General features: G+C 56.0%; 20 protein-coding genes. 10 read left to right on the top strand and 10 right to left on the bottom strand.

Annotation, left to right across the window (positions count from 1 at the left end; all coding sequences use genetic code 11):
• Positions 1-390: 390 nt before the first annotated feature.
• The 4 genes from FD37_RS05295 to FD37_RS05280 all read left to right on the top strand — a co-directional run bounded on the left by FD37_RS05295 (position 391) and on the right by FD37_RS05280 (position 5,654).
• Positions 391-1,404 carry a glycosyltransferase family 2 protein gene (locus tag FD37_RS05295; RefSeq protein ID WP_056963973.1) on the top strand — a complete coding sequence of 338 codons (1,014 nt, stop codon included), beginning with the start codon at positions 391-393 and terminating at the stop codon, positions 1,402-1,404.
• 17 nt (positions 1,405-1,421) lie between these two features.
• Complete coding sequence (locus tag FD37_RS05290) at positions 1,422-3,506, top strand: hypothetical protein (protein ID WP_082605131.1); 2,085 nt, start codon at positions 1,422-1,424, stop codon at positions 3,504-3,506.
• Positions 3,507-3,634: 128 nt separating this feature from the next.
• Positions 3,635-4,495: a DUF3737 family protein gene (locus tag FD37_RS05285; RefSeq protein WP_045807517.1), complete on the top strand. Its 861-nt coding sequence runs from the start codon at positions 3,635-3,637 to the stop codon at positions 4,493-4,495.
• Positions 4,485-5,654: a MalY/PatB family protein gene (locus FD37_RS05280; RefSeq protein ID WP_056963972.1), complete on the top strand. Its 1,170-nt coding sequence runs from the start codon at positions 4,485-4,487 to the stop codon at positions 5,652-5,654. Before FD37_RS05285 ends, FD37_RS05280 begins: the two co-directional genes overlap by 11 nt.
• A 107-nt stretch (positions 5,655-5,761) precedes the next feature.
• Here FD37_RS05280 and FD37_RS05275 read toward each other — a convergent pair whose 3' ends face one another.
• The 4 genes from FD37_RS05275 to argF (FD37_RS05260) all read right to left on the bottom strand — a co-directional run bounded on the left by FD37_RS05275 (position 5,762) and on the right by argF (FD37_RS05260) (position 11,281).
• Positions 5,762-7,351 carry an ATP-binding cassette domain-containing protein gene (locus tag FD37_RS05275; RefSeq protein WP_056963970.1) on the bottom strand — a complete coding sequence of 530 codons (1,590 nt, stop codon included), beginning with the start codon at positions 7,349-7,351 and terminating at the stop codon, positions 5,762-5,764.
• Between the two features lie 223 nt (positions 7,352-7,574).
• Positions 7,575-9,131 carry a YfcC family protein gene (locus FD37_RS05270; RefSeq protein WP_056963969.1) on the bottom strand — a complete coding sequence of 519 codons (1,557 nt, stop codon included), beginning with the start codon at positions 9,129-9,131 and terminating at the stop codon, positions 7,575-7,577.
• Positions 9,132-9,342: 211 nt separating this feature from the next.
• Positions 9,343-10,269, bottom strand: coding sequence for a carbamate kinase (gene arcC, locus FD37_RS05265; protein ID WP_045807521.1), 927 nt, complete (start codon positions 10,267-10,269; stop codon positions 9,343-9,345).
• 13 nt (positions 10,270-10,282) lie between these two features.
• Entirely contained in the window at positions 10,283-11,281 is a 999-nt protein-coding gene (gene argF, locus FD37_RS05260) for an ornithine carbamoyltransferase (RefSeq protein ID WP_056963967.1), read from the bottom strand.
• Between the two features lie 109 nt (positions 11,282-11,390).
• Here argF (FD37_RS05260) and FD37_RS05255 point away from each other — a divergent pair, with 109 nt between their 5' ends.
• On the top strand, positions 11,391-12,692 hold the full coding sequence (locus tag FD37_RS05255; RefSeq protein ID WP_056963965.1) for a sensor histidine kinase: 1,302 nt from the start codon (positions 11,391-11,393) through the stop codon (positions 12,690-12,692).
• Complete coding sequence (locus FD37_RS05250; protein WP_056963963.1) at positions 12,689-13,522, top strand: DNA-binding domain-containing protein; 834 nt, start codon at positions 12,689-12,691, stop codon at positions 13,520-13,522. The genes FD37_RS05255 and FD37_RS05250 overlap by 4 nt, the downstream gene beginning before the upstream one ends.
• A gap of 200 nt (positions 13,523-13,722) precedes the next feature.
• Here the strand turns inward: FD37_RS05250 and FD37_RS05245 are convergent, their stop codons facing one another.
• The 5 genes from FD37_RS05245 to arcA all read right to left on the bottom strand — a co-directional run bounded on the left by FD37_RS05245 (position 13,723) and on the right by arcA (position 19,618).
• Complete coding sequence (locus FD37_RS05245; protein WP_045807525.1) at positions 13,723-14,409, bottom strand: Crp/Fnr family transcriptional regulator; 687 nt, start codon at positions 14,407-14,409, stop codon at positions 13,723-13,725.
• 93 nt (positions 14,410-14,502) lie between these two features.
• On the bottom strand, positions 14,503-15,972 hold the full coding sequence (gene arcD, locus FD37_RS05240) for an arginine-ornithine antiporter (RefSeq protein WP_056963962.1): 1,470 nt from the start codon (positions 15,970-15,972) through the stop codon (positions 14,503-14,505).
• 141 nt (positions 15,973-16,113) lie between these two features.
• Positions 16,114-17,058 (bottom strand): carbamate kinase, encoded by a 945-nt coding sequence (gene arcC / locus FD37_RS05235; protein ID WP_045807527.1) that lies wholly within the window; start codon positions 17,056-17,058, stop codon positions 16,114-16,116.
• Between the two features lie 252 nt (positions 17,059-17,310).
• Positions 17,311-18,342 carry an ornithine carbamoyltransferase gene (gene argF, locus FD37_RS05230; protein WP_045807528.1) on the bottom strand — a complete coding sequence of 344 codons (1,032 nt, stop codon included), beginning with the start codon at positions 18,340-18,342 and terminating at the stop codon, positions 17,311-17,313.
• Between the two features lie 43 nt (positions 18,343-18,385).
• Entirely contained in the window at positions 18,386-19,618 is a 1,233-nt protein-coding gene (gene arcA / locus FD37_RS05225) for an arginine deiminase (RefSeq protein WP_045807529.1), read from the bottom strand.
• 328 nt (positions 19,619-19,946) lie between these two features.
• Between arcA and FD37_RS05220 the strand changes: the two genes are divergently transcribed.
• Both FD37_RS05220 and FD37_RS05215 read left to right on the top strand, forming a co-directional pair.
• On the top strand, positions 19,947-20,657 hold the full coding sequence (locus FD37_RS05220) for a B3/B4 domain-containing protein (RefSeq protein WP_045807530.1): 711 nt from the start codon (positions 19,947-19,949) through the stop codon (positions 20,655-20,657).
• 549 nt (positions 20,658-21,206) lie between these two features.
• A complete protein-coding gene (locus FD37_RS05215; protein ID WP_045807531.1) occupies positions 21,207-22,439 on the top strand; it encodes an MFS transporter in 1,233 nt (410 codons plus the stop codon).
• 429 nt (positions 22,440-22,868) lie between these two features.
• On the opposite strand, the gene FD37_RS05210 is transcribed toward FD37_RS05215, so the two are convergent.
• Positions 22,869-23,360 carry a Rossmann-fold NAD(P)-binding domain-containing protein gene (locus FD37_RS05210; RefSeq protein ID WP_056963961.1) on the bottom strand — a complete coding sequence of 164 codons (492 nt, stop codon included), beginning with the start codon at positions 23,358-23,360 and terminating at the stop codon, positions 22,869-22,871.
• A gap of 452 nt (positions 23,361-23,812) precedes the next feature.
• On the opposite strand from FD37_RS05210, the gene FD37_RS05205 reads away from it, so the two are divergent.
• Positions 23,813-25,018 (top strand): betaine/proline/choline family ABC transporter ATP-binding protein, encoded by a 1,206-nt coding sequence (locus tag FD37_RS05205; RefSeq protein WP_056963959.1) that lies wholly within the window; start codon positions 23,813-23,815, stop codon positions 25,016-25,018.
• Positions 25,015-25,641 (top strand): ABC transporter permease, encoded by a 627-nt coding sequence (locus tag FD37_RS05200; RefSeq protein WP_056963957.1) that lies wholly within the window; start codon positions 25,015-25,017, stop codon positions 25,639-25,641. The genes FD37_RS05205 and FD37_RS05200 overlap by 4 nt, the downstream gene beginning before the upstream one ends.
• The last annotated feature ends 5 nt before the right edge of the window (positions 25,642-25,646 follow it).

The raw sequence follows: 25,646 nt of genomic DNA, 5'->3' as shown, positions 1-25,646 counted from the left end.
CGAGTTCTGGAGACCTGTGTGATTTTCACAGGGCTTCAGAATCGTGCCCACCTCGGGGAAATGAAGCCGACAGAACGTTGCGCCAGACCCGTCTAGGTCGCCAAGTTAGCCAGCTTGCTCGCCGGCGTGGAGCGGCTCCCCAACATGGCACCAGCCCAATTTCGGCCGGTAGATGATACCGTATATCAGTCGTCAACTAAGCACAATTGCACTCATTTTCCAGCGACAACCATGGGCAGACGTTACAAAGTTAATTTCACATAAAATAGGCCCACATTCGAGCCGAATTTCACCCCGTCCCGACCGTTTGGCCCTATCCTTAAGAAAGACAATCTGACTAATGGGGAAACTAGTTGGATCCGTATCGTCTATCTTTGGGGAGGAAATACTATGTCTATCAAAAAACTGCCACGGTTGACCATTGTGGTCCCGTGCTATAACGAAGAAGCGGTCCTACCGTCCAGCTCCAAAACGCTGGGGAAGATTCTGACCAAACTGATTGCCAACCAGCAAGTGACCACCGACAGCAAGATCCTATTCGTCGATGATGGGAGTCACGACCGGACTTGGGAAATCATTCAGGACCTGCAGAGTGAGAACGCCTTATTTACCGGGCTCAAGTTTAGCCGCAACTACGGTCAGGAAGTCGCCCTCATGGCCGGCCTCAAGACCGCCGCACCCTTCTCGGACCTGACCGTCACCATCGACGCCGACCTGCAAGACAACCCGTACCTGATCCCGACCATGGTCCAGCAGGCCGCGGACGGCTTCGACATCGTCTACGGCGTCCGGAACGACCGGTCCACCGACACCTGGTTCAAGCGGACCACCGCCGAACGCTTCTACTGGCTGATGAATAAGATTGGGGTCCACCTGATTCCCAACCACGCCGACTTCCGGATGATGAGTCACCGGGCCGTCGAGGCGTTATTGGAGTATCATGAAAGTGACCCGTTCATCCGGGGCATCGTGCCCCAACTGGGCTTCCCGTCCACGAAGCTCTTTTACAAACGCCAACCCCGGAAGGCCGGCGTTTCCAAGTACCCACTGAGTAAGATGTTGAAGCTGGCCCTCGACGGGGTCTTCTCCTTCTCGCTGGCCCCGATTCGCGCCGTCCTGTACGCCGGGTCGGCCATCAGCATCGCCTCCGTCGTCGCCTTTCTCTGGTTAGGGATCCAGGCCCTACGTGGCGTGGCCCTCAGCGGCTTTGACCCCGTGATGGCCTCCCTGTGGTTCCTGGGTGGAGCCCAGCTGATTGCCCTGAGCATCGTCGGCGAGTACGTCGGCCGGACCTTCAAGCAATCCAAGCACCGTCCCGAATTCATCATCCAGACGGACACCTACTCCAACGAGTTTGTCCACCAAATGGATGAGGAACCGCGTTATCAGCGTCAACTATCCTAAAAACAAGGAGTTTTACCATGTCGTTTCGTCAAAAACTCATGACCAGCGGCGGCCTCTTGATCACCGGGCTGCTTGCGCTGACCGGGCTATTGGCCCTGCTCTGCCCCATCGATTTTCGGGCCGACCAGGCTTGGTGGTCCCCGTTCCTAATGGGGCTTACCAGTTTGCTCTATCTGGGGGTTCTGGGGGTTCTGGGCGTTCTGGCGCGCAGCATTCCCCGCACCGCGTCCTGGCAGCGCTGGCTGGCCCGGGCACTCTGGGGGATCCTGCTCCTGGTCCAACTGCTGGTCGCCCTCAACTGGGTCGCCGCCCCGCGCGCCGACCTGTACTTCGTGCACCAGCAGGCCGTGAGTTTACTAAATGGCAACGCCCACTGGGCCGCCTACTTCGGCACCTACCCCAACAACGTCCCGGTCACCCTACTGCTGGCCGGGGTGCTACGGGTCGGGCGCTGGGTGACCGGGGGCGATTCGGGCGTCTGGCTCAACCTGGTCCAATTCGCCTGGTTAGACGTCGGGGTCGCCGTCATGGCCCGCTATTTGCGGCGGCACAACGCTGGCCGGGCCAACCTCTTCTTGGGGCTGGTCCTGACCAGCGTTCCGCTTTACGCTTACGCGCTCAACACCTATAGCGACCTGGTCGTCCTCCCGGCGGGGTTCCTGATCCTGGTCACGATGGCCCACCTGCGCCACGCGACCCGTTGGCGGTCCTGGCTGGGCTGGGGCCTGCTTCTGACCGGCATCCTGACCGGGGCCGTCCTGATCAAAAGTAACTTCATCGTCTGGGTCATCGCGGTCCTCCTGGTCCTGTGGGTGCTGCCCAACCACTTGCCCCGCCCCCGCTACGCGCGCCTCGCGCTGACCGGCTTGATCGGCCTGGGGTTGCTAGGCGGGCTGGGCGCCAACACCGCGGTTCAACGGGCGGCCGGCTACCACCGCAACGCCAACCAGAGCCTGCCCGCGCTAAGCTGGGTCGCCATGAGCTGGAATCCCGATTTTCACGGGAACTATAATAAGTGGGACGCCGACCCGGTCATCGCCCAACCCACCGCGGCGGCCAAGCAGGCGGTGGCCCGGCAGCACCTGACCGCCCACCTGCGTCAACTGGGCATCACCGGCGTGCCCATCCACCTGTTTCGCAAGGCCCAACTATTCCTAGCGACCGGGACCTTCGACAGCTTTCAGATCAACTCGGCCTTTGACCGCGAACCGCTGACCTATCGGACCCACCAGACCACCCTCGATTGGTGGCTGGCCAACTGGGCCCAGCTCAGCTACCTGGCCATGCTGCTGGTCAACCTGGCCTGGGGCTGGAGGCAGTGGCGCCAGCGGCGGTTTGCCGCCGACTTTCTGCTGGGCGGTCTCTTCTTTCTCGGCTTGACGGCCTTTCACGTCATCTTCTGGGAGACCGAGGAGCGCTACGCCCTGCCGCTGCTTCCCCTGCTCCTAGCGGGCACCGCCGCGAGCTTCCGCCTACCGACCCGCGTGACCGTGCAGCAGCCCCGCCTGGTGGGCCACCGGATGGCCGTGGGACTGAGCCTGCTCCTACTGGTCGGGCTGGTGCAAAACGCGCCCCGCGTGACCCGCCCCGTCACCCAAACGGCGACCGTGGTCAGTCAAAACGAGGGCCGTTACTACCAGGATCACCTGATTACCCTCGCCCTGGCCCACAGCGTGACTCAGCCCTTCACGGCCAGCACGACCTTCAACCAGTTTCAGATCGATCCGTCCAACCAGCGGATCGGGCAGGTCACGCTGAGCACCGCGGCCGGCGACCTGATCTGGCAATCCGACCAGCAGGTGGCCCTGGATAACGTCCAGCTGCCGCAACAACCGGCCGGCCGCTACCAGCTGACCGTGACCAACCAGTTGGCCCAACCGATGCACCTGACCACCTCCCCGGCGACCTATCCGTTGCTGCCCCAGTCCATCCTGGGGCGGCCCCACCAGTACCTACGTTTTCTGGTGACCCAGACCACCGCGACACCACTCCTGTCCCCGCAACAGGTCGGCCTCTTTGCCGGTGCGCTGGTCTTTCTCACCGCCGGACTGGGCCAGTGGTACCGCCGCTGGTGGCAAAAAGTGACAAAGAACTTGCCTTAGAGCCACTCGAAGGGACTAAAATAAATAGCATGGGCCACCGTGGGACGTTTTCCCCGCATCGGGGAGGCCGCCACGGTTGGCTATGAATAGTTAACCCATTAGCCAGACAAAGGGAGTCGAACAAAAATATGAAGGAAATCAATCAACAAGTGTTGACCGGGGAACGGGCCCTCTTCCAGGGACACGACCTGCACATCACCAACAGTACGTTCGTCGACGGCGAATCGCCGCTCAAACACAGTCAAAACGTGGCCATCGACCACACCATCTTCAAGTGGAAGTATCCGCTGTGGTACAGTCACCACGCCACCTTGGACCACACGACCTGGCAACCGGACGCCCACGCCGGCATCTGGTACACCCAGGACATGCTGATGCAAAACACCACGGTGCGCGCGACCAAGACCTTCCGGCACGCCCAACGGTTGACCCTCAAGAACGTCGACTTTTCCGACGCCGGTGAGACCTTGTGGTGGTGTGACGACGTCCAACTCGACGACGTCACGGTCAACGGCGACTACTTCGGCATGAACACCAACAACGTGGTCGCCCATAACCTGAAGGTCACCGGGAACTACGTCTTCGACGGCGGTAAGAACATCGAGGTCCATGACTCGACCTTTATCACCCACGACGCCTTCTGGAACTGCGACAACGTCACCATCTACGACTCGACCATCATCGGCGAGTACCTGGCCTGGAACGCCAAGAACATCACCTTCGTGAACTGTTGGCTGGAAAGCGACCAAGGCTTGTGTTACGTCGACCACCTGACCATGCGGGACTGCTCGCTGATCAACACCGACCTTTCTTTTGAGTATTGTACGGACATTGACGCCACGATTAAGACTAAAATAGACAGTGTCAAGAATCCGGTCAACGGCCGCATCAGTGCGCCAAGCATTGGGCAGGTCATTTTCGATGACCCCGCCATCGACCGTAGCCGGACCACCATTACGACTCAGGAGGAATCACACGATGACCAATAATTTTTCCGAAATGATCGACCGGCGGCACACGAATTCCGTCAAATGGGACGTCAAGGACAACGAGCTGCCCATGTGGGTCGCCGACATGGACTTCCGGACCGCCCCCGGCATCATCCAGGCCTTTCAAGACAAGGCGCAGACCGGGATCTTCGGTTACGAAGAAGTCCCCGACGCCTACTTCGAAGCCGTCCAGCACTGGTACGCGACCGAACATCAGTGGGCGCCCAACACGGATTGGATGCGCTTCGTGACCGGCGTGGTGCCGGCCATCTCGTCGGCGGTGCGCCGCGTCAGCAACGTGGGCGACAACGTCTTAGTCCAGGCGCCCGTATACAACATTTTCTATAATTCCATCGTCAATAACGGGCGCCACGTCCTTTCCAGCGACCTGGTCGACCACGCGGGACAGTACAGCATCGATTGGGACGACCTGAACAGTAAAATGGCCGACCCGTTGACCACGATGATGATTCTCTGCAACCCGCACAACCCGGTCGGCAAGGTCTGGACGGCCGATGAACTGGCCCAGATCGGCGCCCTAGCCGCGGAACACCACGTCACCGTCTTAGCCGACGAGATTCACGGCGACATCACCGACGAGGGACACCCGTACACGCCGTTCGCGTCGGTCAACGACGTCAACGCGCAGAACAGCATCACCTGCGTCTCGACCAGTAAGACCTTTAACGTGGCCGCCCTGCACGCCGCCACGATTATTGTGCCCAACCAGGCGCTCCGAGACGTGGTCGACCGGGGCATCAACACCGACGAATTGGCGGAACCCAACGCCTTCGCCATCCCCGGCGTCATCGCGGCCTACACCACGGGAGCGGCCTGGGTCCACGGGATGAACGCCCAGATTACGGCTAACAAGCAGTTGTTGACCAAGTTCATCGGCAAGCACCTCCCCGAACTCCAGGTCATCGAGGGCCACGCAACCTACCTAGTCTGGATCGACTGCCATCAGGTCACCACGGACACCACGGCGCTGTGCGACTTCATCCGCGCAAAGACCGGCCTGTTCATCTCAGCCGGCGCGGTCTATGGCGGCAACGGTCACGACTTCGTCCGCATCAACGTCGCTTGCCCGGCGGAACGGCTGAAGGACGGCCTGCACCGGTTAGAAACTGGCGTGCATGACTTTGAAAAATTAAACTAACTGTCTAAAAAGGCGCTTGAGGTTTGCTCAAACGCTTTTTTCTTACTAGCTAACGGCTTCTGTCTGCCCTCGCCATTGAAATTTTCCACTTCAACGTCAGCCTTGGGTTATTTCTCGGCCGAAGTCGGTGCGGTCAACTGGTCAAAGTCAATGACCTGATCATAGTGGGCCAAGTCCTCCGGTTCGTAGTGGTGAATGGCTTCAATGATTGTCAGGCTCGACCCCCACAACCACTGGTGAATGTCCATGGCCGTTTCTTTATCCAGTGCCGCCGTGATTTCATCCAGCAGCAGGATCGGTCGCTGGGATAAGAGTGCCCGCCCCAGTTCGATTCGGGCCAACTGACCGCCTGAAAGCTGATCAGCATTCGCCCCCAGTGAATAATCCAACCCGGATTGGTCGACTAGGCCCCCGAGGTCTAGCTTCCGACACAACTTCATCAGTCGTTCATCACTCACCGGCGTTCCCAGCGTCAGATTAAAGCGCAACGTGTCCGCAAAAATCACGGGACTTTGACTCGCGTAGGCAAACAGGCCGGCCAGATGCGTGGCCACCACCGATTGGTGGTTCAGGTGAATCGCCTGCGCTTGGCCAAATTGACCGGAGCGCAAAAAGGTCAGTAAGGTGGACTTCCCACTGCCGGAACGCCCAATCACCGCGATTTTCTTTCCGGGCCGAATGTCGAGATCGACGTGCTGGACTAATTCGTGCTGTTGCCGTTGCAAGGTCACCTGGTGAAAGTCGAGGTCGTCGACGGTCGCGGGAATCTCTGGCAGCGGTTGTTGCGCTGCATCTAAGTACCCCTGTAACCGCGCCACGATTTTCTTGGTGGTCGCCAGGTGATTCCGCTCACCCAGGATACTCATGATGGGGTTTACGAAGGAGTTCGACACCTGAACGATGGCAAATAAAGCGCCCAAGGTGGTTTGCCCGCGAATGACCAGGTAAATCCCCACTAGGAATGGTGTCAGAAACGTAAACAGATTGGCCGTCACGTTGATGCAGGCATCGCCAACCAGGTTTTGCAGGTTCATCTTCGCCAAGGCACTTTCCAGTAAGTTGACCATGGCCTGATTTTTGGCCGTAGCAGCATCCTGCTTCCGGTACAAAGCCAACGTTCCCGCCCCCGCCAAGAAATTCTTGGTCTGATTAACGTACTGGTCATTTTGCTGCGACCAATTCTCAGAAGCGCGTTGCAACGGCTTTTGAAACAGATTCGAAATCAGCATGGGCACACAACTGCCGGCAAGAAACAGCAGGGTAATCAACCAGTTGAGATACAGCGCGTAGCCTAAGGCCAAAATCAGGGTAAAGGCCGCGATGTTGATGTTGATTTCCGCCTCAAACCGGTTGGTCTCTAATAACTTAAAGTCGTTGGTCAGAAATCCCAGCGCCGTGTCATCGACACCATTGGCCTGCGCTAACATCCCCCGAAAAGCCCGGGTCCGCAACGTCTGATTCGTGTGGCGCACGGCATCCGTGGTGAACCAATTAAAACAGACTTGTGCCAGATAGGTCACCACCAGGCACCCCAAGGCGACAGCCAGAAATTGGGGCAACTGGCTGAACGACCGCCGGGTGGCCAAGTTGGTCAAGGTCCCGACAATCGTGGCAATCACCAAGTTCTCACCGCTATAAATCAGACCGGCTAAGTTCATCAGAAAATATTTCCAATGCGGATAATACTTAAAAATCATGGAATTCCTCCCTCTTATGTACTTAGCTAAAAGGATACCCTCCAATCGTATTTTAATCTAGTTTTAATTTTGTGATTTTGTGTTTTCTGCCTACTACTCGTTAGCAGCCCCTCCTGCGCAATCATCAGCTAACTTACCAAACCCGATGGTGCCTCACTGCAAAAACAGGGACGCCGCTCCTGCGAGCAACGTCCCTGTTAATTTTCAGGCTATGCTTAACCCATTATTTGTAAACCAAGACTTCTGTGACCAGAATGCCGCCACCGAAGACCAGCAGGAAGACCACAACGGGCCAAACGAACCGGAACCAGTGGGAGTAACGCATGTGCAGCATCTGCAAGGTCGCCATGACCAGACCGGTTGGGGCCAAGAAGAGCATCGCGTATTGCCCGAATTGGTAGGCCGTGACCACGGCGAACCGGGGAATGTTGACCGTATCGGCTAGCGGTGCCATGATCGGCATCGACAGCACGGCCAACCCGGATGAGGATGGCACGATGAACCCGAGCACGAAGAAGATCAGCAACATCACAATGATGAAGAGCGGACCACTCATGCCCTGAACCAGCGTGGACGCGAATTGCAGGATGGTGTCGGAAATCAACCCGTTGTTCAAGACTAGGTTGATCCCCCGCGCCAGCCCGATGATCAGGGAAACCCCGACCAAACTGGATGCCCCGGCGACGAAGGCGTCCACCACGCCCGTTTCACCCAGACCATACTTCCCGGTCCCGGCAATGAACATGATAATAATGGCAAACATCAGGAAGGAAGACGCCATGGTTGGGAACCACCAGCCCTTGGCCATAACCCCCCAAACCATGATAGGGAAGGTCACGACGAAGAGGATCAGAATTAACTTCTTCCGGAAGGTGAAGCCGGTCTCTTCCGTGCTACCCGTGGATTCGACGGACCACATCTTATTAAATTCTTCGTGGTCGTCCCAGGTGTAGGAGAACTTCGGGTCGGCCTTGACCTTGGTACTGTACCAGTGCAGGTACCAGATCAGGAAGATAGTCGCGATGACCAGACCACCGGCCCGCCACATCATCCCTTCGGTGAAGTTGATGCCGGCCGCGTTGGACGCGATCACGACGGAGAACGGGTTGATCGTCGAGAACGAGGTCCCGACCGAACTGGCCAGGAAGATGGCCCCGACACTCACGATGGAATCGTAACCCATCGCGATAAAGACCGGTACCAGGATCGGGTAGAAGGCCACGGCCTCTTCTTCAATCCCACACAGGGTCCCCCCTAAGACCAGGAGCACGGAGACCAGGAAGATCAGCAGGAATTCGTGACCCTTGGTCTTCTTGGTCAGGGCCATCAGCCCCGTTTCGAAGGCCCCACTGGCCTTAACGACCCCGATGAGTCCCCCGAGGACGAAGATGAAGACCATGATGTCCACGGCTTCGATGGTCCCGTTGACCATGCTGCCCGTGATGTCCCCTAGCTTGGCCGGATGTTGCGGCAAGCGCTCGTAGGTGTTCGGCACGGACACGGCGGCGTTGATGGCGCCGGACTTGAATTGGCCAATCTTGATCTTGACCCCTAACTTGTCCAGTTCCTTCTGGGTGGCCGGTAACTTGGTGGTCTTACCCTGCGGGTTCTTGACCACCAGTTCCGAGTTGGCACTGTTATATGATAGCTTCGAGTAACTCCCGGCGGGAATCGTCCAGGTCGCAAAGACCGCCACAACGGTCAAAATGAACAGGATGAAGAAGGCCCCGGGCATCTTTAATTTAAAATGGTGTTTCTTTACTGTTGGATTGTCAGCCATAATGATTACCTCTAAAATATGAGAGCGTTTTCTGTTACACTATAGTTCATAGCCTATTCATACATAAAAGCGTGACCCCTGGGAGGGCGACTGTGCCTATCATCTCCGCCCGACTTACTTAAGTGATTGGATGATCCAGGTTTTACAATGGTTCGCCGACGCCCGTGAGATCACGCTCTATGCTTTACCTATGAACTTTAACTTACTGTGCTTACTTGATCAACGTCCCGACCTTGCCGGCTAAGGCGTCGTCCAAGTGGTCGAGGGAGGTGATCAGCGCCGTCCGGTTCGCACCCGAAGCGACGAAGTCTAAGCAGGCTTCGATCTTCGGCAACATGCTGCCGGGAGCGAATTGACCTTCGTCGATGTATTGGTGGGCTTCCGCCGCACTCAATTCACGCAGGGACTTTTGGTCTGGCTTGCCATAGTTGACGTACACGTCGTCGACCGCCGTCAAAATGATCAGCTGGTCGGCAGAAATGTTGGCCGCCAATAAGGCACTGGACCGGTCCTTGTCGATCACGGCTGGCACGCCTTGCAGGCCGTCCGTCGTTTGCACGACTGGGACCCCACCGCCACCACCGGCGATGACCAGGCTGCCCGCTTCGATCAGGTTGTTGATGCTGTTCAACTCGATGATCTTCTTGGGAAGTGGAGATGGCACGACCTGACGGTAGCCCCGACCAGCGTCTTCCTTGAAGGTGTAGCCCTTTTCGGCTTGGATCTTCGCGGCGTCTTCCTTGGTGTAGAAGTCCCCAACCGGCTTGGTCGGGTTCTCGAAGGCGCTATCGCTCGGGTCGACCTCGATCTGGGTCACGACCGTCGCCACGTCCTTTTGGATGTTTTGCCGGTGCAGCTCATTTTGCAGGCTCTGTTGTAAGTGGTAACCGATGTAGCCTTGGCTCATGGCCCCACATTCGGGGAATGGGAAGGCTGCGGTCTTGCCGTGTTCGGCGGCGTAGTTCATGCCCAAGTTGATGGCCCCGACTTGGGGACCGTTCCCGTGGCTGATGACGACCTTGTGGCCAGCAGCGACCAGGCCAATCAATGAGGCGGCCGTGTGCTTAACCAACTTTAATTGTTCTTCTGGAGATTTGCCCAGGGCATTCCCGCCCAAGGCAACCACGATTTTTGCCATAGTTTCTCGCTCCTTATTCGCCTAAGGTCGCAACCATGACGGCCTTGATCGTGTGCATCCGGTTTTCAGCTTCTTGGAAGACGACCGATGCGTCGCTTTCGAAGACGTCATCCGTCACTTCCATTTCGGTAATGCCAAACTTCTCGGCGATTTCTTCACCGACCTTGGTGTCCGTGTTGTGGAAGGCTGGTAAGCAGTGTTCGAAGATGGCGTTCGGGTTCTGGGTCTTGTCCATCACGTCTTGGGTAACTTGGTAAGGCTTGAGAAGCTTGATCCGGTCAGCCCAGACACTGTCGGGTTCACCCATGGAAACCCAAACGTCGGCGTAGATGACGTCGGAGCCCTTAACACCTTCAGCGATGTCGTTGAAGACTTCGATCTTGGCACCGGTCTTCGCAGCGATGTCGTTGGCCCGCTTCAGTAAGTCAGCCGTTGGTTCCAATTCCTTCGGGCAAACGACGTGGTAGGTCATGCCCATCACAGCGGCCCCTAACATCAAGGCGTTGGAAACGTTGTCTTGGCCATCACCAACGAAGGTGAAGTTGATGTCTTCGTAGTTCTTCTTCAGCACTTCGTGGGCCGTCAAGAAGTCGGCTAAGACTTGGGTTGGGTGATCTTCATCCGTTAACCCGTTCCAAACCGGAACGCCAGAGTACTTCGCCAAGGTTTCAGCGGTCCGTTGGGAGAAGCCCCGGTATTCGATCCCGTCGAACATCCCACCTAAGACGCGGGCCGTGTCCTTAGCAGTTTCCTTCTTGCCCATGTGGGAGCCGGAAGGGCCTAAGTATGTAACGTGTGCGCCTTGATCCTTGGCACCGACTTCAAACGCACAACGGGTCCGCGTGGAAGCCTTTTCAAAAATCAACGCAATGTTTTTGTCGAGTAATTTCTTTTGTTCGGTTCCAGCATATTTAGCTTTCTTCAGGTCTTCGGCTAATTGCAACATGTAGCCCATTTCACGGGTGGTGAAATCTGATAAGGTTAAGAAACTGCGGTTACGTAAGTTAAACATTTTTGGTTCCTCCTAATTGATATTTACAAGTATTAGTTTAGTAAGCGGTTTCACGAAGCTTCAAGAAGCTTCACCGATTTGTTCAAAAATTATCTTGGAGGGTTTTCAAATGCTCAAACAAGCCACTTTTATCAGCCGGGGACGCTGGCAGCGGGTGCTGATTGCCGCCGCCTGCATCGCCCTAGCGTCCCAGGTCAACTTCCAGATCTACGCGCCGGGCTTCATCCTGGCACTGTCCGTGCTGCTGCTGCCCATCTTCCTCTACTTCAACGGCGACCTCAATCCCCTGCTGCTGTCGGGGTGCATCGCCATCGCCTCGCCGGTCTTCCGCGGCATCCTGCTGTTCATCGGCCATTCGTTTCGCCTCGACACGATCCTGCAGTACGTGGTCACCGACATGGTCTTCTACTGGTGCTACGGCCTGCTGTACTACGTCATCTATTGGCGCCGGGCCCAGCGGAACAACAGCTCCTTCTTCCTGACCATCGTCCTGTGCGACTACCTATCCAACCTACTGGAGATCAGCCTGCTGACCGACTTTTCGCACTACAGCTACCGGCTCTTCCAGATTCTCTTCGTGGCGGCCCTGCTGCGGAGCCTGGTCAGCTGCCTGCTGGCCTTCCTCTACCACTACTTCACCCTGATGATGCGCACGGAGAGCCACGAACAGCGCTACTACCACTTCATCTGGGTCGCCTCCTCCGTCAAGAGCGAGGTCTACTTCATGCAAAAGAGCCTGGGCGATATCGAAAACGTGATGAAAAACGCCTACCTGCTGAACCAGGACCTGCAGAAACTAGACGTCCCCAAGGTCTACCAGGACCGTGCGCTGGCCATCGCCCGTGACGTCCACGAGATCAAGAAGGACTACCGTAACGTGACCCTGGGACTGGGCGACTACTTCGCCACCGACCAGGACGCGCCGATGCAGCTGGCCGACATCTTAAAGGTCACCGTCAACTACATCCGCGAGGCCATCAAGGACAAGCACCGTAACATCGTCATCGAGGTCCACAACCAGGTCGACCTAGTCATCCCCAACCACTACTACATCGTCACGGTGCTCTCCAACCTGATCTTCAACAGCATCGACGCCATGCCGGCCGACAAGCTGAACGGCGTCATCCGCATCACGGTCGCCGACGCCGGCCACCAGGTTCTGATCAACGTCAGCGACAACGGCAAGGGCATGGACGCCAAGACCCAGGCGATGATCTTCCAGCCCGGCTTCACCACCAAGTTCAACGAGACCACCGGGGACGTTTATCGCGGAATCGGGCTGTCGCATGTTAAACTCATCGTACAGGAGCAATTCGACGGCGAGATCACCGTCGAATCGCAACCCAACCACGGGGCGACCTTTCAGATCAGCCTGAGCAAGCCCCGACTTATCCAGGAGGCGCAATCGTGAAATTCTACATTGTTGACGACGACCCATCCATTCCCATGATCCTGCAACAGATTCTGGAGCGCGACCCGCACAACGACGTGGTCGGCACGGCGACCGATGCCAAGATGGCCCTGGCCGACCTGATGTTGACCGACGTCGACATCGTGCTGGTCGATCTGCTGATGCCGACCATCTCCGGTACCAAGCTCGTCCGGGAGCTCAAGAAGGCCAAGCCCAACCTCAAGTTCATCATGATCTCCCAGGTCCGCGACAGCGACCTGCGGGCCGAAGCCTACCAGGCCGGCATCGAGTTCTTCATCGATAAACCCATCAACCTTATCGAGGTCAAGACCGTGGTCCAAAAGGTCGTCCAGAACATCCAAATGAACGCCAAGTTGGCCAACATCCAGACCCTGGTCGGCGGGGGCGTGGTCAACAGCGCGCCGCAGGTCAACCAGCACGAAAAGCAAAAGGACCAGATTCTGGCCATCCTGCGGTACCTGGGCATCACCTCGGAATCGGGCTCGTCGGACATTCTGTCGGTCTGCCAGCTGATGCTCGACCAGGACGTGAGTTTCAAGGAGATCGACTTTAACCAGGCCTACGCCATCGACGACCACGAAAAGAAGATCCTGTTCCAGCGGATTCGCCGGGCCATCAAGGCGGGACTGACCAACCTGGCCACTCTTTACCTCGATGACATGGGCGACGAGATCATGGTCGAGTATGCCAATGCGCTGTACGAGTACAAGAACGTCCGCAACGAGATGGCCTTCCACCAAGGCAAACGCCAGAGCGGCGGCAAGGTCTCTTTGCAGCACTTCTTCGACGGGATTACGCAGGAGATCTAACCCCGAACCGGGACATCTGGATGGACGATAACCGCGCTGCACGCCGGCGAGCAAGCCGGTCGTAGTGGGCACGATTCCGGAGCTGCGTCGCTAACCACCTTGAGAGAACCTAAAAAGCACCGTTTGAGAGCCGCCACCGCCTTACCGACGGTGGCTGCACGCAAACGATGCTTTTTTACTGATTTAATCGCTTATTTCCCCTACTCCACGTACGGGTTCAACGTGAAGCGCTTGTGCTCGTAGACGACCCGCCCGGCGGCCTCCAGCTTCTGGACCACCTGGCCCGCGGTCTCGCGGGTGGTGCCGGCCATCTTGCTCAGCTCGATCAGGGTGATCGGGTACGGGATGTAGCGCTGCCCGTCCTCCAGCGGCTGGCCCAACTGCTCGCCCAGAATGGTCAGGGCGTTGTGGACCCGGTCGCTGGCGCTCGAGGTCACCATGGTCTGCAACTGGTTTTCGTTGTCGTTAATGATCTGCCCCATCTCGACGATCACCCGGCGCATGATCTCCGAGTTCTGCGTCAGCAGGTCCTCGAAGTCGGCGATGGGAAACGACACGATCTCCACCGGCGTGATGGTCCGCACCGAGTAGGCGTACTCGGGGTCCTTGAACAGGCCCCGGTACGGGAAGCCCTTGTTCTCGGCGATGAATGAATAAAAGGTAAAGTCGCCCGACTCGTCGATGCGTTCGGTCCGCAAGAGCCCCGAGATCACGAAGTAAAACCGGTCGCGGGTATCCGCCTGGTCAAACAGCAGCTGCCCCTTGGGGTACTCCTTGACCTGCATGACCTGTCCCAGCCGCTTGAACTGGGCCGCCGTGAAGGCGCTAAATTCCGGGCGTTGTTTCAATAATTGTAGGTAACGTGGGTACTCACTTTTTCGTATCATGGTAAAAGGTCCCCCTCATCTAGGCTTACCATACCAGTATAGCCTAAATGGGGAGGACCTTAAATGTTAATTATTTCGCATTTTAACCGTGAACTAGAACAACTTACCAAAGTCGCCCCAGGTCAGGCCTAAGAAGTCGTTCATTCCCAGACGGAACAGCTCGATGACCGTGATGACGGCAAGTACCGCAATCACGATGGCCACGATCCGTTCGCCGGACGTAAAGACCTTTTCGGCGTGGTTGTCCTTCTTTTGCAGTTGGGCAAAGACCGGAATCCCTAACGCGAACAGCAAGGACATCAGCATGATGAAGCCTAAGTTCGCGGCGTAGAGTAACCAGAGAGCGTAGATACTGGAGATCAACCCAACGGTGATGTTCCAGCTCCGACCTGGCGTGTCTAAGCTTTCGCTCTTCGAGAACTTGAATTGATAGAACGCGGAGAACATGTACGGAATCAGGATGGCTGCGGAGGCAACGGAGTAGAAGAAGTTGTAGGCGCTGGCCGTGATCAGGTACGAGAACATGAAGATTTCAACACAGATGTTGGTGAACAGCAGGGAGTTTACCGGTGCGCCGTTCTTGTTTTCCTTGGCGAAGAACTTCGGGAAGGAGCCTTCCTTAGCCGCTTCGTAAGGCAATTGACCGGCGAACATGGTCCAGGATAACCAGGCCCCGACAACGGAGATGATCAACCCGGCGTTAACTAAGACGGCGCCCCACTTACCCACGACGCTTTGCAGCAGGTAAGCCATGGCTGGTTGACCCAAGTTGGCCAAACCGCCCCGACGCATAACCCCTAAGGACAGTAACGTAATCAGCATGTAGATCAGGATAACCGTGATGATTCCTAAAACGGTGGCCCGACCAACGTCTTCACGCTTCTTGGCACGGCCAGAGAAGACGACCGCCCCTTCGATCCCGATGAAGACCCAAACGGTAACTAACATGGTGCTTTGAACTTGCTTCATGACGTCGGCGAACTGGAAGTGCCCGGAAGGCGTGAACCAGAAGCCGTGGGTGAAGATCCCCATCTTAAACGCGATGATCATGGTGACCAAGAAGATGAAGATTGGAATCAACTTGGCGATCGTGATGATCGTGTTGACGAAGGAGGCCGATTCGACCCCGCGTAAAATCATAAAGTGACAGCCCCAGAGAATGAATGAGGCGGCAACGATGGACCAGATGTTCTGCCCATCCCCAAAGACTGGGAAGAAGTAGGCCACGGCACTCATTAACAGCGTCGCGTACCCGACGTTCCCTAACCAAGCGGAAGCCCAGTAACCCCAAGCGGAGTTAAACCCCATGTACTTCCCGAACCCGGCTTCGGCGTAGGAATAGACCCCGGCGTCCAAGTCTGGCCGTTTCATGGTTAAGTTTTGGAACGTTAATGCTAACATGATCATCCCGAACGCGGTGATGATCCACCCGATGATGATGGCCCCGGCACCCGCGCCGGCAGACATATCATGCATCAAGTTGAATACCCCACCACCAATGATTGATCCAACAACCAAGGCGACGAGTTCCAGTAAATTAAGTTTACCCTTGGATTCCTCCATGTGTAGCATCTCCTCTGCCACGCTCGACCTTCAGTACCGAAACAATTAAGAATCTACAATATATAATAGCTAGGACGAGCGGTTCACGACCGCCCGTCAGCACTGAATCTCGAACGTGAAAATATAAGTGTAACGACAGTGTTACTTGGTGATGATCGTGCCGTCCCCGTTCTTCAGGAAGTTCCCGACGTTTTCGAGGGACGTGACCACGGCCTTCCCACCGTTACTGTGTTCGACAAAGTCGATTGCAGCCTGAACCTTTGGCAGCATGCTGCCCTTCGCAAATTGGTCTTGGTCAATGTACTGCTTCAATTCGGCAACGCTGACCGTTTCCAGCTTCTTCTGGTCCGGCTTGTTGAAGTTGATGTAGATGTTATCAACGGCCGTCAACACGATCAGCAGATCGGCGTTGACCAGTTCAGCCAGCTTTTCGGAAGCGAAGTCCTTGTCGATCACGGCTTCGCGGCCCACTAAGCGGTTGCCTTCTTGAACGACGGGCACACCACCGCCACCCACGGAGATTGGCACGATACCAGCTTCGACCATGGCATTGATCGCCTTGTATTCCTTGACCCCGGTTGGCCGTGGTGATGGCACAACGCGACGGTACCCTCGACCGGCATCCTCAACGAAGGTCTGATCCGGGTGCGCATCCTTGATGGCCCCGATTTCGTCCTTGGTGTAGAACGGTCCGATTGGCTTGGTTGGGTTGGTGAAGGCTTGGTCATCCGCGTTCACTTCGACCTGCGTCACAACGGTCGTGACGTCCTTGTCCAGTCCAGCCTTGGCGATTTCCTCACCCAGCGCATTTTGCATCCAGTAACCGATGCTTCCTTGGGTCATGGCAACGGCCGTGTCCAATGGCATCGCCGGGTTCTTGTCCGTGCTCCCAGCCGCCTGTTGTAACAACAGGTTGCCGACTTGCGGGCCGTTCCCGTGGGAGACGATCAGGTCGTCCCCCTGCTTGATGAATTGAACCAGGTACTTTGCCGTGTCCCGCAGTGCTTGTTGTTGCGCTTCGGCAGAGGCATCTTTCGATAAGATGGCGTTACCCCCAAGGGCCACCACAATGCGACGTTTTGTCATAGTCGAATTCTCCTTCAATTTTGCGTTTGATTTTTCACTTTGAAAACTATTTTATCCTGATTAAACCCAGTAAAGACGGTCACAGACCTAACCGGTGCTGACCGCGCGCCGTGTTCGTATTCAGCGTGCAACTTTATACAGAGTGGGTGCGTCAGCCAGCACTTCGTGACCTGCACCGGGGTTACCGGGCGCGATACCAAAAGGGGGAGTTAATCAGCACGGATTAACTCCCCCTTTTTCAATCCCTCAAAATTAAACCCGTGGGATGAACAAGTTCCCTAAAGTTGCAGCCATCATAGCCTTAATGGAGTGCATCCGGTTTTCAGCTTCTTCAAATTGACGAGCGTACTTGCTAGTGAAGACTTCATCCGTAACTTCCATTTCAGTGATGCCGTACTTTTCCTTCACATCTTCACCGTACTTGGTGTCGGTGTTGTGGAAGGCTGGCAGGCAGTGCATGAAGATCAATTGGTCGTCAGGCGTGCCGGTCTTCTTCAGAGCGTCCATGTTAACTTGGTAAGGCTTCAACAAGTTAACCCGTTGTTCCCAGTTGGTTTCACCCATGGATACCCAAACGTCGGTGTACACGATGTTTGAACCGCGCATCCCTTCGTCAAGGTCATCGGTGATCAACAGCTTAGCGCCAGACTTTTCAGCAAAGCCCTTGGCCAAGTCTTGGGTTTCCTTGGTTGGGAATAATTCCTTTGGTGCGACGATGTGGATGTTAACACCCAGGATGGCACCGGTTACCAGCAAGGAGTTGGCAACGTTGTTCCGGCCATCACCCATGAAGGTTAAGGTCAGGCCCTTAAGGTGACCGAAGTTTTCCTTAACCGTCATGAAGTCAGCCAGCATTTGAGTTGGGTGCCATTCGTCGGTTAAACCGTTCCAAACTGGAACACCTGAATCGCGAGCGAGGATTTCGGCATCGGATTGCTTGAATCCACGGAATTCGATTCCATCGAACATGCTTCCTAAGACCTTGGCCGTGTCGGAAGTCGTTTCCTTCTTCCCTAATTGGATGTCGTTTTGGCCCAGGTATTCTGGGTGGGCACCCAAGTCGATAGCCGCCGTGGTAAAGGCTGAACGGGTCCGCGTTGAGGACTTTTCGAACAGCAAGGCAATGTTCTTGCCTTCCAGGTAGTGGTGTTGAATTCCTTGCTTCTTCAACGTCTTCAGGTGCAGCCCAAAGTCGATCAAGTATTCGAGTTCAGCAGCGCTAAAATCTTTTTCTGCAAGGACGCTCCGTCCTTGGAATACGTTTTTCCGAAAATCGTTTGCCATAATCTTTCTCGCTCCTATTCAATGTTGTTTCAGTTAGTCAGTTTTAGAGGTCTTCCCGAACCAGTGGCATACTCATGCAACGTGGACCCCCACGGCCCCGAGATAATTCACTTGATAAGACGTCGATCACTTTCAAGCCGTGCTTACGTAACAATTCGTTCGAGACGTAGTTCCGGTTGTAGGTAACAACGACACCTGGTGCGATGGCCAACGTGTTGGACCCATCGTTCCATTGTTCACGGCCGGCGATGATTGGGTCACCGTTACCAGTTGGGATCAAGTCCAGGTCGTCCAAGTTCAGGGCGTCCTTCAGAACTTGCTTCAAGTCGGTGCGGTGGTCTAAGTTCAACTCGCCATCCTTACCAGGCGTGATGGTCCAGGTGTCAATGTGACCACCTTCGCCCAAGATACCTGGGTGAACCGTGAATTGATCCTTGTTGATCATCGTGAAGACCGTGTCCAAGTGCATCATGGCGTGGTTATGTGGAATCTTGATAGCGATAACCTTGTCGTAATGACTCTTAGCGAACAGGTTCTTAGCGATGTCTTCGATGGCGTCAGCGGAAGTCCGTTGAGAAACCCCGATGGCTAAGACGTGGTCGGAGAGAACTAATTCGTCCCCACCTTCGATCCGCGTATCGTGGTTCCGGTCACGCCAAACGTTCAAGCCCTTGTTAGCAAACCGGTGGTGGTACTTAATGATGGTTTCCATAAAGAGTGATTCGCGTTGACGAGCAGCGAACGTCATGTGGTTGATGCTCAACCCATCACCGATGGAAGCCGCAGGGTCCCGGGTGAAGTACAGGTTAGGCATTGGATCCATGAAGAATGGGTAGTCGTTTTCTTCGGCGGCACTGACTAAGTCAGCTGGCACGAAGTCGAGTTCGTTCTTCCGAACCCCACCCATGATCTTGTTGACCATGTCTTGGGTCGACATGGAGAGCAGGTATTCCTTCAAAGCATCGTGGGTCACACCAGCAACGTAGCCACTTTCGGCTAACATTTGTTGTAAGAAGTTTTGCTTAACTTCTTCGCCACCGTCATCCAATGCTTCAGCGGATAACTTTTCCAAGTAGAGGACTTCCGTGCCGTTTTCCCGCAGGACGTTGGCAAAGTTGTCGTGTTCCTTTTGAGCAATTGGTAAATATGGAATGTCATCGAACAGTAACCGAGGCATCATGTCAGGCGTGAAGTTTTCAACTTCAACATCTGGACGCTTGAGCATAACAACCTTCAGCTTGCCGATTTCGGACATTACGTGAATTGGACTGGTCATGTTTGTTTCCTCCCATCACTTGATTACGAGACCATCATAACCCGAAATGTAACCGCTTTCTACATACCCTTCACACTTCAAATGTGAACGATTGTACATTTTTAGTCAGATGTTGAATACGTTTTTGCTTTTATGCATTTAACCTGTATATTTGCATATTTACAATGAAAATGCTTACTTTTGATTGCATAAAATTAGTTTATTAGAATTTAGTGATAAGTCATGTTCCCGACCTAACCGAGTCGTGCCGCAACCGCGGCCCCATAACGGTTGTGGCCCTTGATAAATTTGGTATACTAAGGGTAAATACGTGATGGAGGCGTTTTACATGACACAAAAATTCATTGTTGATCCCGAATTCTGGGACATCTTCCCCGACGTTCAGATTGCCTTTTTAACGGCGCACGGCGTGGATAACCACAGCTACGGCGACCTCAAGAAGTCCCGGCTGGCCGAGGCCAACGAGAAGGCCGAGGACTGGGTCCCCTACTCACCAATCAGTAAGAACCCGATCATCGCCGCTTGGCGGGAGGCCTTCAGCAAGTTCAAGACCAAGAAGGGCGCCCGGTGTGCCGTCGAGGCCCTGCTGAAGCGCGCTAGCAAAGGCAACGGGGTCGGCGCCATCAACCCCGTGGTCGACCTGTACAACACGGTGTCGCTGACCTACGCCTTCCCGCTCGCGGCCGAAGACATGGATAAGATTGTCGGCGATGTCCACCTGGGCGTGGCCAAGGGGGGCGAGCCGTTCTTCCCAATCGGTGAAGCCGGCGAAGAACCCGAAGAAGCCCTGCCGGGTGAGGTCATCTACCGCGACGACCAGGGCGTCATCTCCCGCTGCTGGGCTTGGCGGGACAGTGCCCGGGTCGAATCGACCGAGGACACCCAGAACATCCTCTTCTATATGGAAAACATCCAACCGGAACGGAAGGAAGACCACGAAAAGGCCGTGCAGATGCTGAAGGATAGCTTCAAGCAGTACCTGCACGTCGACCTGGAAGACCACCTGATCACCCAGGACCATCCGGAAGTAACTTTCTAGTTTCTACCTATGATTTAGGGGCTGCTTAGGTTGGTTGAAACTACCAACCAAATCATTTCATATAAAAAGTTATTCGGGTGGTCCCATTTCAGAAAATGTATATAATTGGGCATTTTCTGTATATACAAAAAGTGTGAACCCTGATGGGACCAGATTTGGTTTCACCAGGGTTTTCATTTGGCCGCCTTTCTGCTGTGATTTTATTCACTATTAGGTCTGCCGGGGCCCGCCGCTACGGGTTGCACGGCAGACGTTCGTCGTTTCCCGCCGCCCAGGTCCCGTTTGTCCGGCCAGTCACCCAACTTAACGACATTGTAATATTTTGACGCTGTCAACCACTCAATCCCGTACTTATCCGCTTTTCGGGTGGGTCCCTGCCAAAATTTTATCAATTGCGAGCGCATACAATAGTTCGCTAATCGTTGACCTTTCAGCCTTATGCGCGTATCTTTAATAGCGATGTTTCCACGATTAAAGACCGTTTAGGGGTCCGCACACGGGTGTCACCCCTGAACAATTCGGTCAGATTTTAGAAGGAGTTGAGTGACTTTGGATGAAGCTGAACGGGAGAGCGGACCATGGCGGCGTAACCTACACGTCCTGTGGTTCTGTACCTTCGTTGCCGGCATGGCCTTCAGCGAAATCATGCCATTTTTATCGTTATACATTAGTAGTCTTGGGGACTACACGAAAGCCCAGGTCACCATGTACAGTGGGCTGGTCTACGCGGCCGACTTCTTCGTCAGCGCGATTGCCTCGCCACTGTGGGGCATCCTCGCCGACCGAAAGGGCCGTAAGATCATGCTGCTCCGGTCGTCACTGGGAATGGGCATCTCCCTAGCGTTGATGGGCTTTGCCACCAGCGTCTGGCAATTGGTCGCGCTGCGGGCCCTGCAAGGGGTCTTCGCCGGGTTCATCTCGAACGCCCAAGCGCTGGTCGCCTCGCAGACACCCCGCAAGCACAGTGGCGCCTCACTGAGTACCCTGATGACCGGACCGACCAGCGGGATGCTACTGGGACCGGTGTTCGGGGGGATCCTCGCACAGATCTTTTCGATTCGGATCACCTTTTTCATCACCGGGTTCCTCTTACTGGTCGCCTTCTTCATGAGTTGGGGGCTGGTCCAAGAAAAGTTCAAGCCGGTCGCCCCACGGCCAGCTGGGGAGAAACGCAGCCACAATCCGTTGGCCGCCTTTCCCAACCCTAAGCTGATCCTGGTGCTGCTGTCGTCGACCATGATCGTCCAGTTCGGGAACATCTCGATCTCGCCGATCATCAGTCTCTACGTCAAGGAATTGATGCATAACGTCGGCCCCATCACCGTGGTCGCCGGCATCATCGCGGCCTTGCCCGGGATCTCGAACATCATCGCCTCCCCACGGCTGGGTCGGTACGGTGACCAGCACGGGTCCGGGAAGGTCCTGCTATTCGGCTACATCTTCGCGGCCATCATGTACGTGCCGCAAGGGTTCGTCACCAGCGTGTGGATGCTGGGGATTTTGCGGTTCATGATCGGGATTTCCGACGGGGCCCTGTACCCCGAGATTCAAACGTTGCTGACCAAGAACTCGCCGGTCGAATTGACGTCGACAGTCTTCAGCTGGAACCAATCCTTCCAGGCCGTCGGGAACATGATGGGCTCGCTGGTCGGTGGCTGGATTGCCGGGGTCTTCAACTACAATGCGGTCTTCATCACCACAGCGCTGCTGATGATCGTCAACCTGGCCCTGGTCTGGTGGCTGATCCCCGAAATTCGCCAACGCAAAACGGCTACGGTCTAGTGTGAGACTGGCCGCTCCACGCCGGCGAGCAAGCCGGCCGAGGTGGGCACGACTTCGCAGCCCCGAAACGCACGGGTCTCCGAAGCTCGGCCTTGATGTAACCTGGCCTAAAACGCCAGGTAACATCAATTTCACCACGGCCAGCAAGTCGCCTCTGTGTCGCTCACAACGACCGGTCATCGTCATTAGCGCGTCACCCACTCGCGGTGCCCTTTCACAACAACGCGTTGACTGATTGCTGTGGGCACGCACACTAGCTCAGCTGGAGGGTCAGCTAAAAACGGGCTCAGGGGGTGAAATTTGTCTTAGTCGGCGTCTTTCAGCCGACCTAGACAAAGGCCGCTTTTAACAGCCGTGCCCACCCCGTTCCAGTCCGATTTTTGGTCGACCCGGAAGTGACTGGTTCAACCAACACATCAAAAAATCCGTTTATCCCGGCAATTGGTCCGGGGTAAACGGATTTTTTTGTGCGGGGTCACGGGGCACCGCGACCGCGGGTTCGGGGAACACCTCTAAGAGCGCCAGGACCCCGGCCAGGCCATCGACCCAGTCGGTCTGGAACGGTGCCACCTGCAACTGACGACGCGCCGCCCGTTGTTCCACCAGCAGCTCGTCCATGTCGTCGGTCCGGCCGACCACCAGCTGGGGCACGGCCACGGCCCGGCCCGCGGTCAGCACCGTCGGCAACAGGCTCGTCAGTTGAATCGTGGGCAACAGGGCCACCACGACGTCTTGGCCGACCATCGCCGCGCTCAGGCCCCCCTCGTCGCTGGGTTCCTGGGTCAGCGCGACCACGTTTTCTGGTAACGTCACGCGACTGGCGGTATACACCGTCAACGCGAGGTCTTCTCGCCGACTGAGCTGGTCGATCACGTGGCGCACTGATACATCCACGGGGCCCGTTAGTAACACGTGTTTCATCAAGATTCCATCCTTTCGTTTGCCGCTGAGAGTCCTAGTATACCGGGTTCGAGTAGGTCGAAGGCAAGCTCTATTTGGGACCATTTTTTCACAAAGTCGGGACCGTCCTCACTAAAATATAAGAGATTGCTTATTAATAACTCATTTAACTATGTTATTGTACTCAGAATACGTTCGAATGATGAATAAATTCGATAGCGTTTAAACGCCGATGATAACTGGATTTTCAACCATTTATAGCATCTATTTATCAACACTAGGAATAGTCATTTCTTGGTAAATGTCCCATTTTCATGTATAATCCAGTTAGTTAAGTTAATTTGCGAAAAATTATAGACGATCGGTCTCCAGGCGTACCCACCTTTGTCGGGACCCCGGTTCATCGGTCGTTTTTTCATTGCTGCCCCGGCTAATCTGCGGGGCCCATCACATTCTAGGAGGACGAACGCTTAATGCTACTTTCAATGGAACATCTACGCAAGGAATACCCCAACGGCAAGATGGCCGTCGACGACTTCAACCTGCAAGTCGACCGCGGTGAGTTCATCTGCTTCATCGGGACTTCCGGCTCCGGCAAGACCACGACCATGCGGATGATCAACCGCATGCTCAGTCAGACATCCGGGACCATCAAGATCAACGGCAAAGACATTTCCCAGATGGACCCCGTCAAGCTGCGGCGGTCCATCGGCTACGTCATTCAAAACGTCGGGCTGATGCCCCACATGACGATCCAAGAAAACATCGAGTTGGTTCCCAAGCTCCTGGGGTGGGAACCAGAAAAGCGCGCCGAACAAGCGCACAAGATGATCCAGCTCGCCCAGTTGCCCGACGAGATGCTCAAACGTTACCCGGGTGAGCTGTCCGGGGGGCAACAGCAGCGGATCGGGGTCGTCCGGGCCCTGGCCGCCGACCAACAGATCATCCTGATGGACGAACCTTTTGGGGCCCTCGACCCGATCACCCGAGAATCGCTTCAAGATCTGGTCAAGCACCTGCAAGAAGACCTGGGCAAGACCTTCATCTTCGTGACCCACGATATGGACGAGGCCCTGCACCTAGCGACCCGTGTGGTCATCATGAGCCAGGGCAAGCAGGTCCAGGTCGACACGCCGGAGAACATCCTGCGGCACCCGGCCAACGAATTCGTCACCAACCTGATTGGGGAAGAACGCTTGATTCGGGCGCAACCGAACATCCTGACGGTCAGCCAGATCATGCGCAAGCACCCGGTCGCCATCTCGCCCGATAAGACCTTGTCCGACACCATCGACCTGATGCACGACAAACGGGTCGACACCCTGCTGGTCACCGACGACCAGGAAAAACTGATTGGCTACATCGACTTGGACGACGTCAGCCGGACCACCGACCCACAAACGCCGGTCAGTCAGCTGATGAACCGCGAAGTCTTTTACGTGCAGGCCAAGGCCCTCATCGGTGACACCGTCCAACGGATCTTGAAGCTGGGCGTGAAGAACGTGCCGGTGGTGGACGACCAACACCGCTTGGTCGGGATCGTCACGCGGACCGCGCTGGTCGACATCGTCTACGACGCCTTACGGGGTGCCCCGGCGACCGACGAACAACCCGCCTCACCGATCAACGCGGACATCCACGCCGCGGCGACCCACGAGGGGAGTGACCCGGTACAATGATCCACTTTTTAGCGACCTACGGCACCCAGCTGCTCGCCAAGACGGGGCAACACCTGTACATCTCGGCGGCCGCCCTGCTTCTAGGCATCATCGTCGCCGTGCCCCTTGGCATCCTGTTGACGCGGATGAAACACGGCGCCAACTTCGTGATGACCCTGGCCGGCGTGCTTCAGACCATCCCCGCCATGGCCCTCTTAGCCATGATGATTCCCATCTTCGGCATCGGGTCAACGCCCGCCATCGTAGCGCTGTTCATCTACTCGCTGCTGCCCATCCTGCGCAACACCTACCTGGGCATGCAGGGCGTGTCACCGACCGTCCGGGACGCCGCGAAGGGCATGGGCATGACCTGGTGGCAGGCCATGCTGCAAGCGGAGATCCCGCTCGCTGCCCCGGTCATCATGGCCGGGATTCGGCTCTCCGCGACCTACGTGATCGCCTGGGCCACCCTGGCGTCCTACATCGGGGCCGGGGGGCTCGGGGACTTCATTTTTAACGGCTTGAACCTCTACCGCTCTGACCTGATCTTAGGGGGATCGATTCCAGTCATCCTGCTAGCGCTCTTGGTCGACTACGTCCTGGGAAAGGTTGAAGTTGCCGTCACACCGAAGCAGATCCGATAAGGAGG

This window comes from Levilactobacillus spicheri DSM 15429 (assembly GCF_001435095.1).
Taxonomy (GTDB): domain Bacteria; phylum Bacillota; class Bacilli; order Lactobacillales; family Lactobacillaceae; genus Levilactobacillus; species Levilactobacillus spicheri.
The sequence above is the reverse complement of the archived record's forward strand: the minus strand, read 5'-3'. Positions and strand labels throughout refer to the sequence as shown.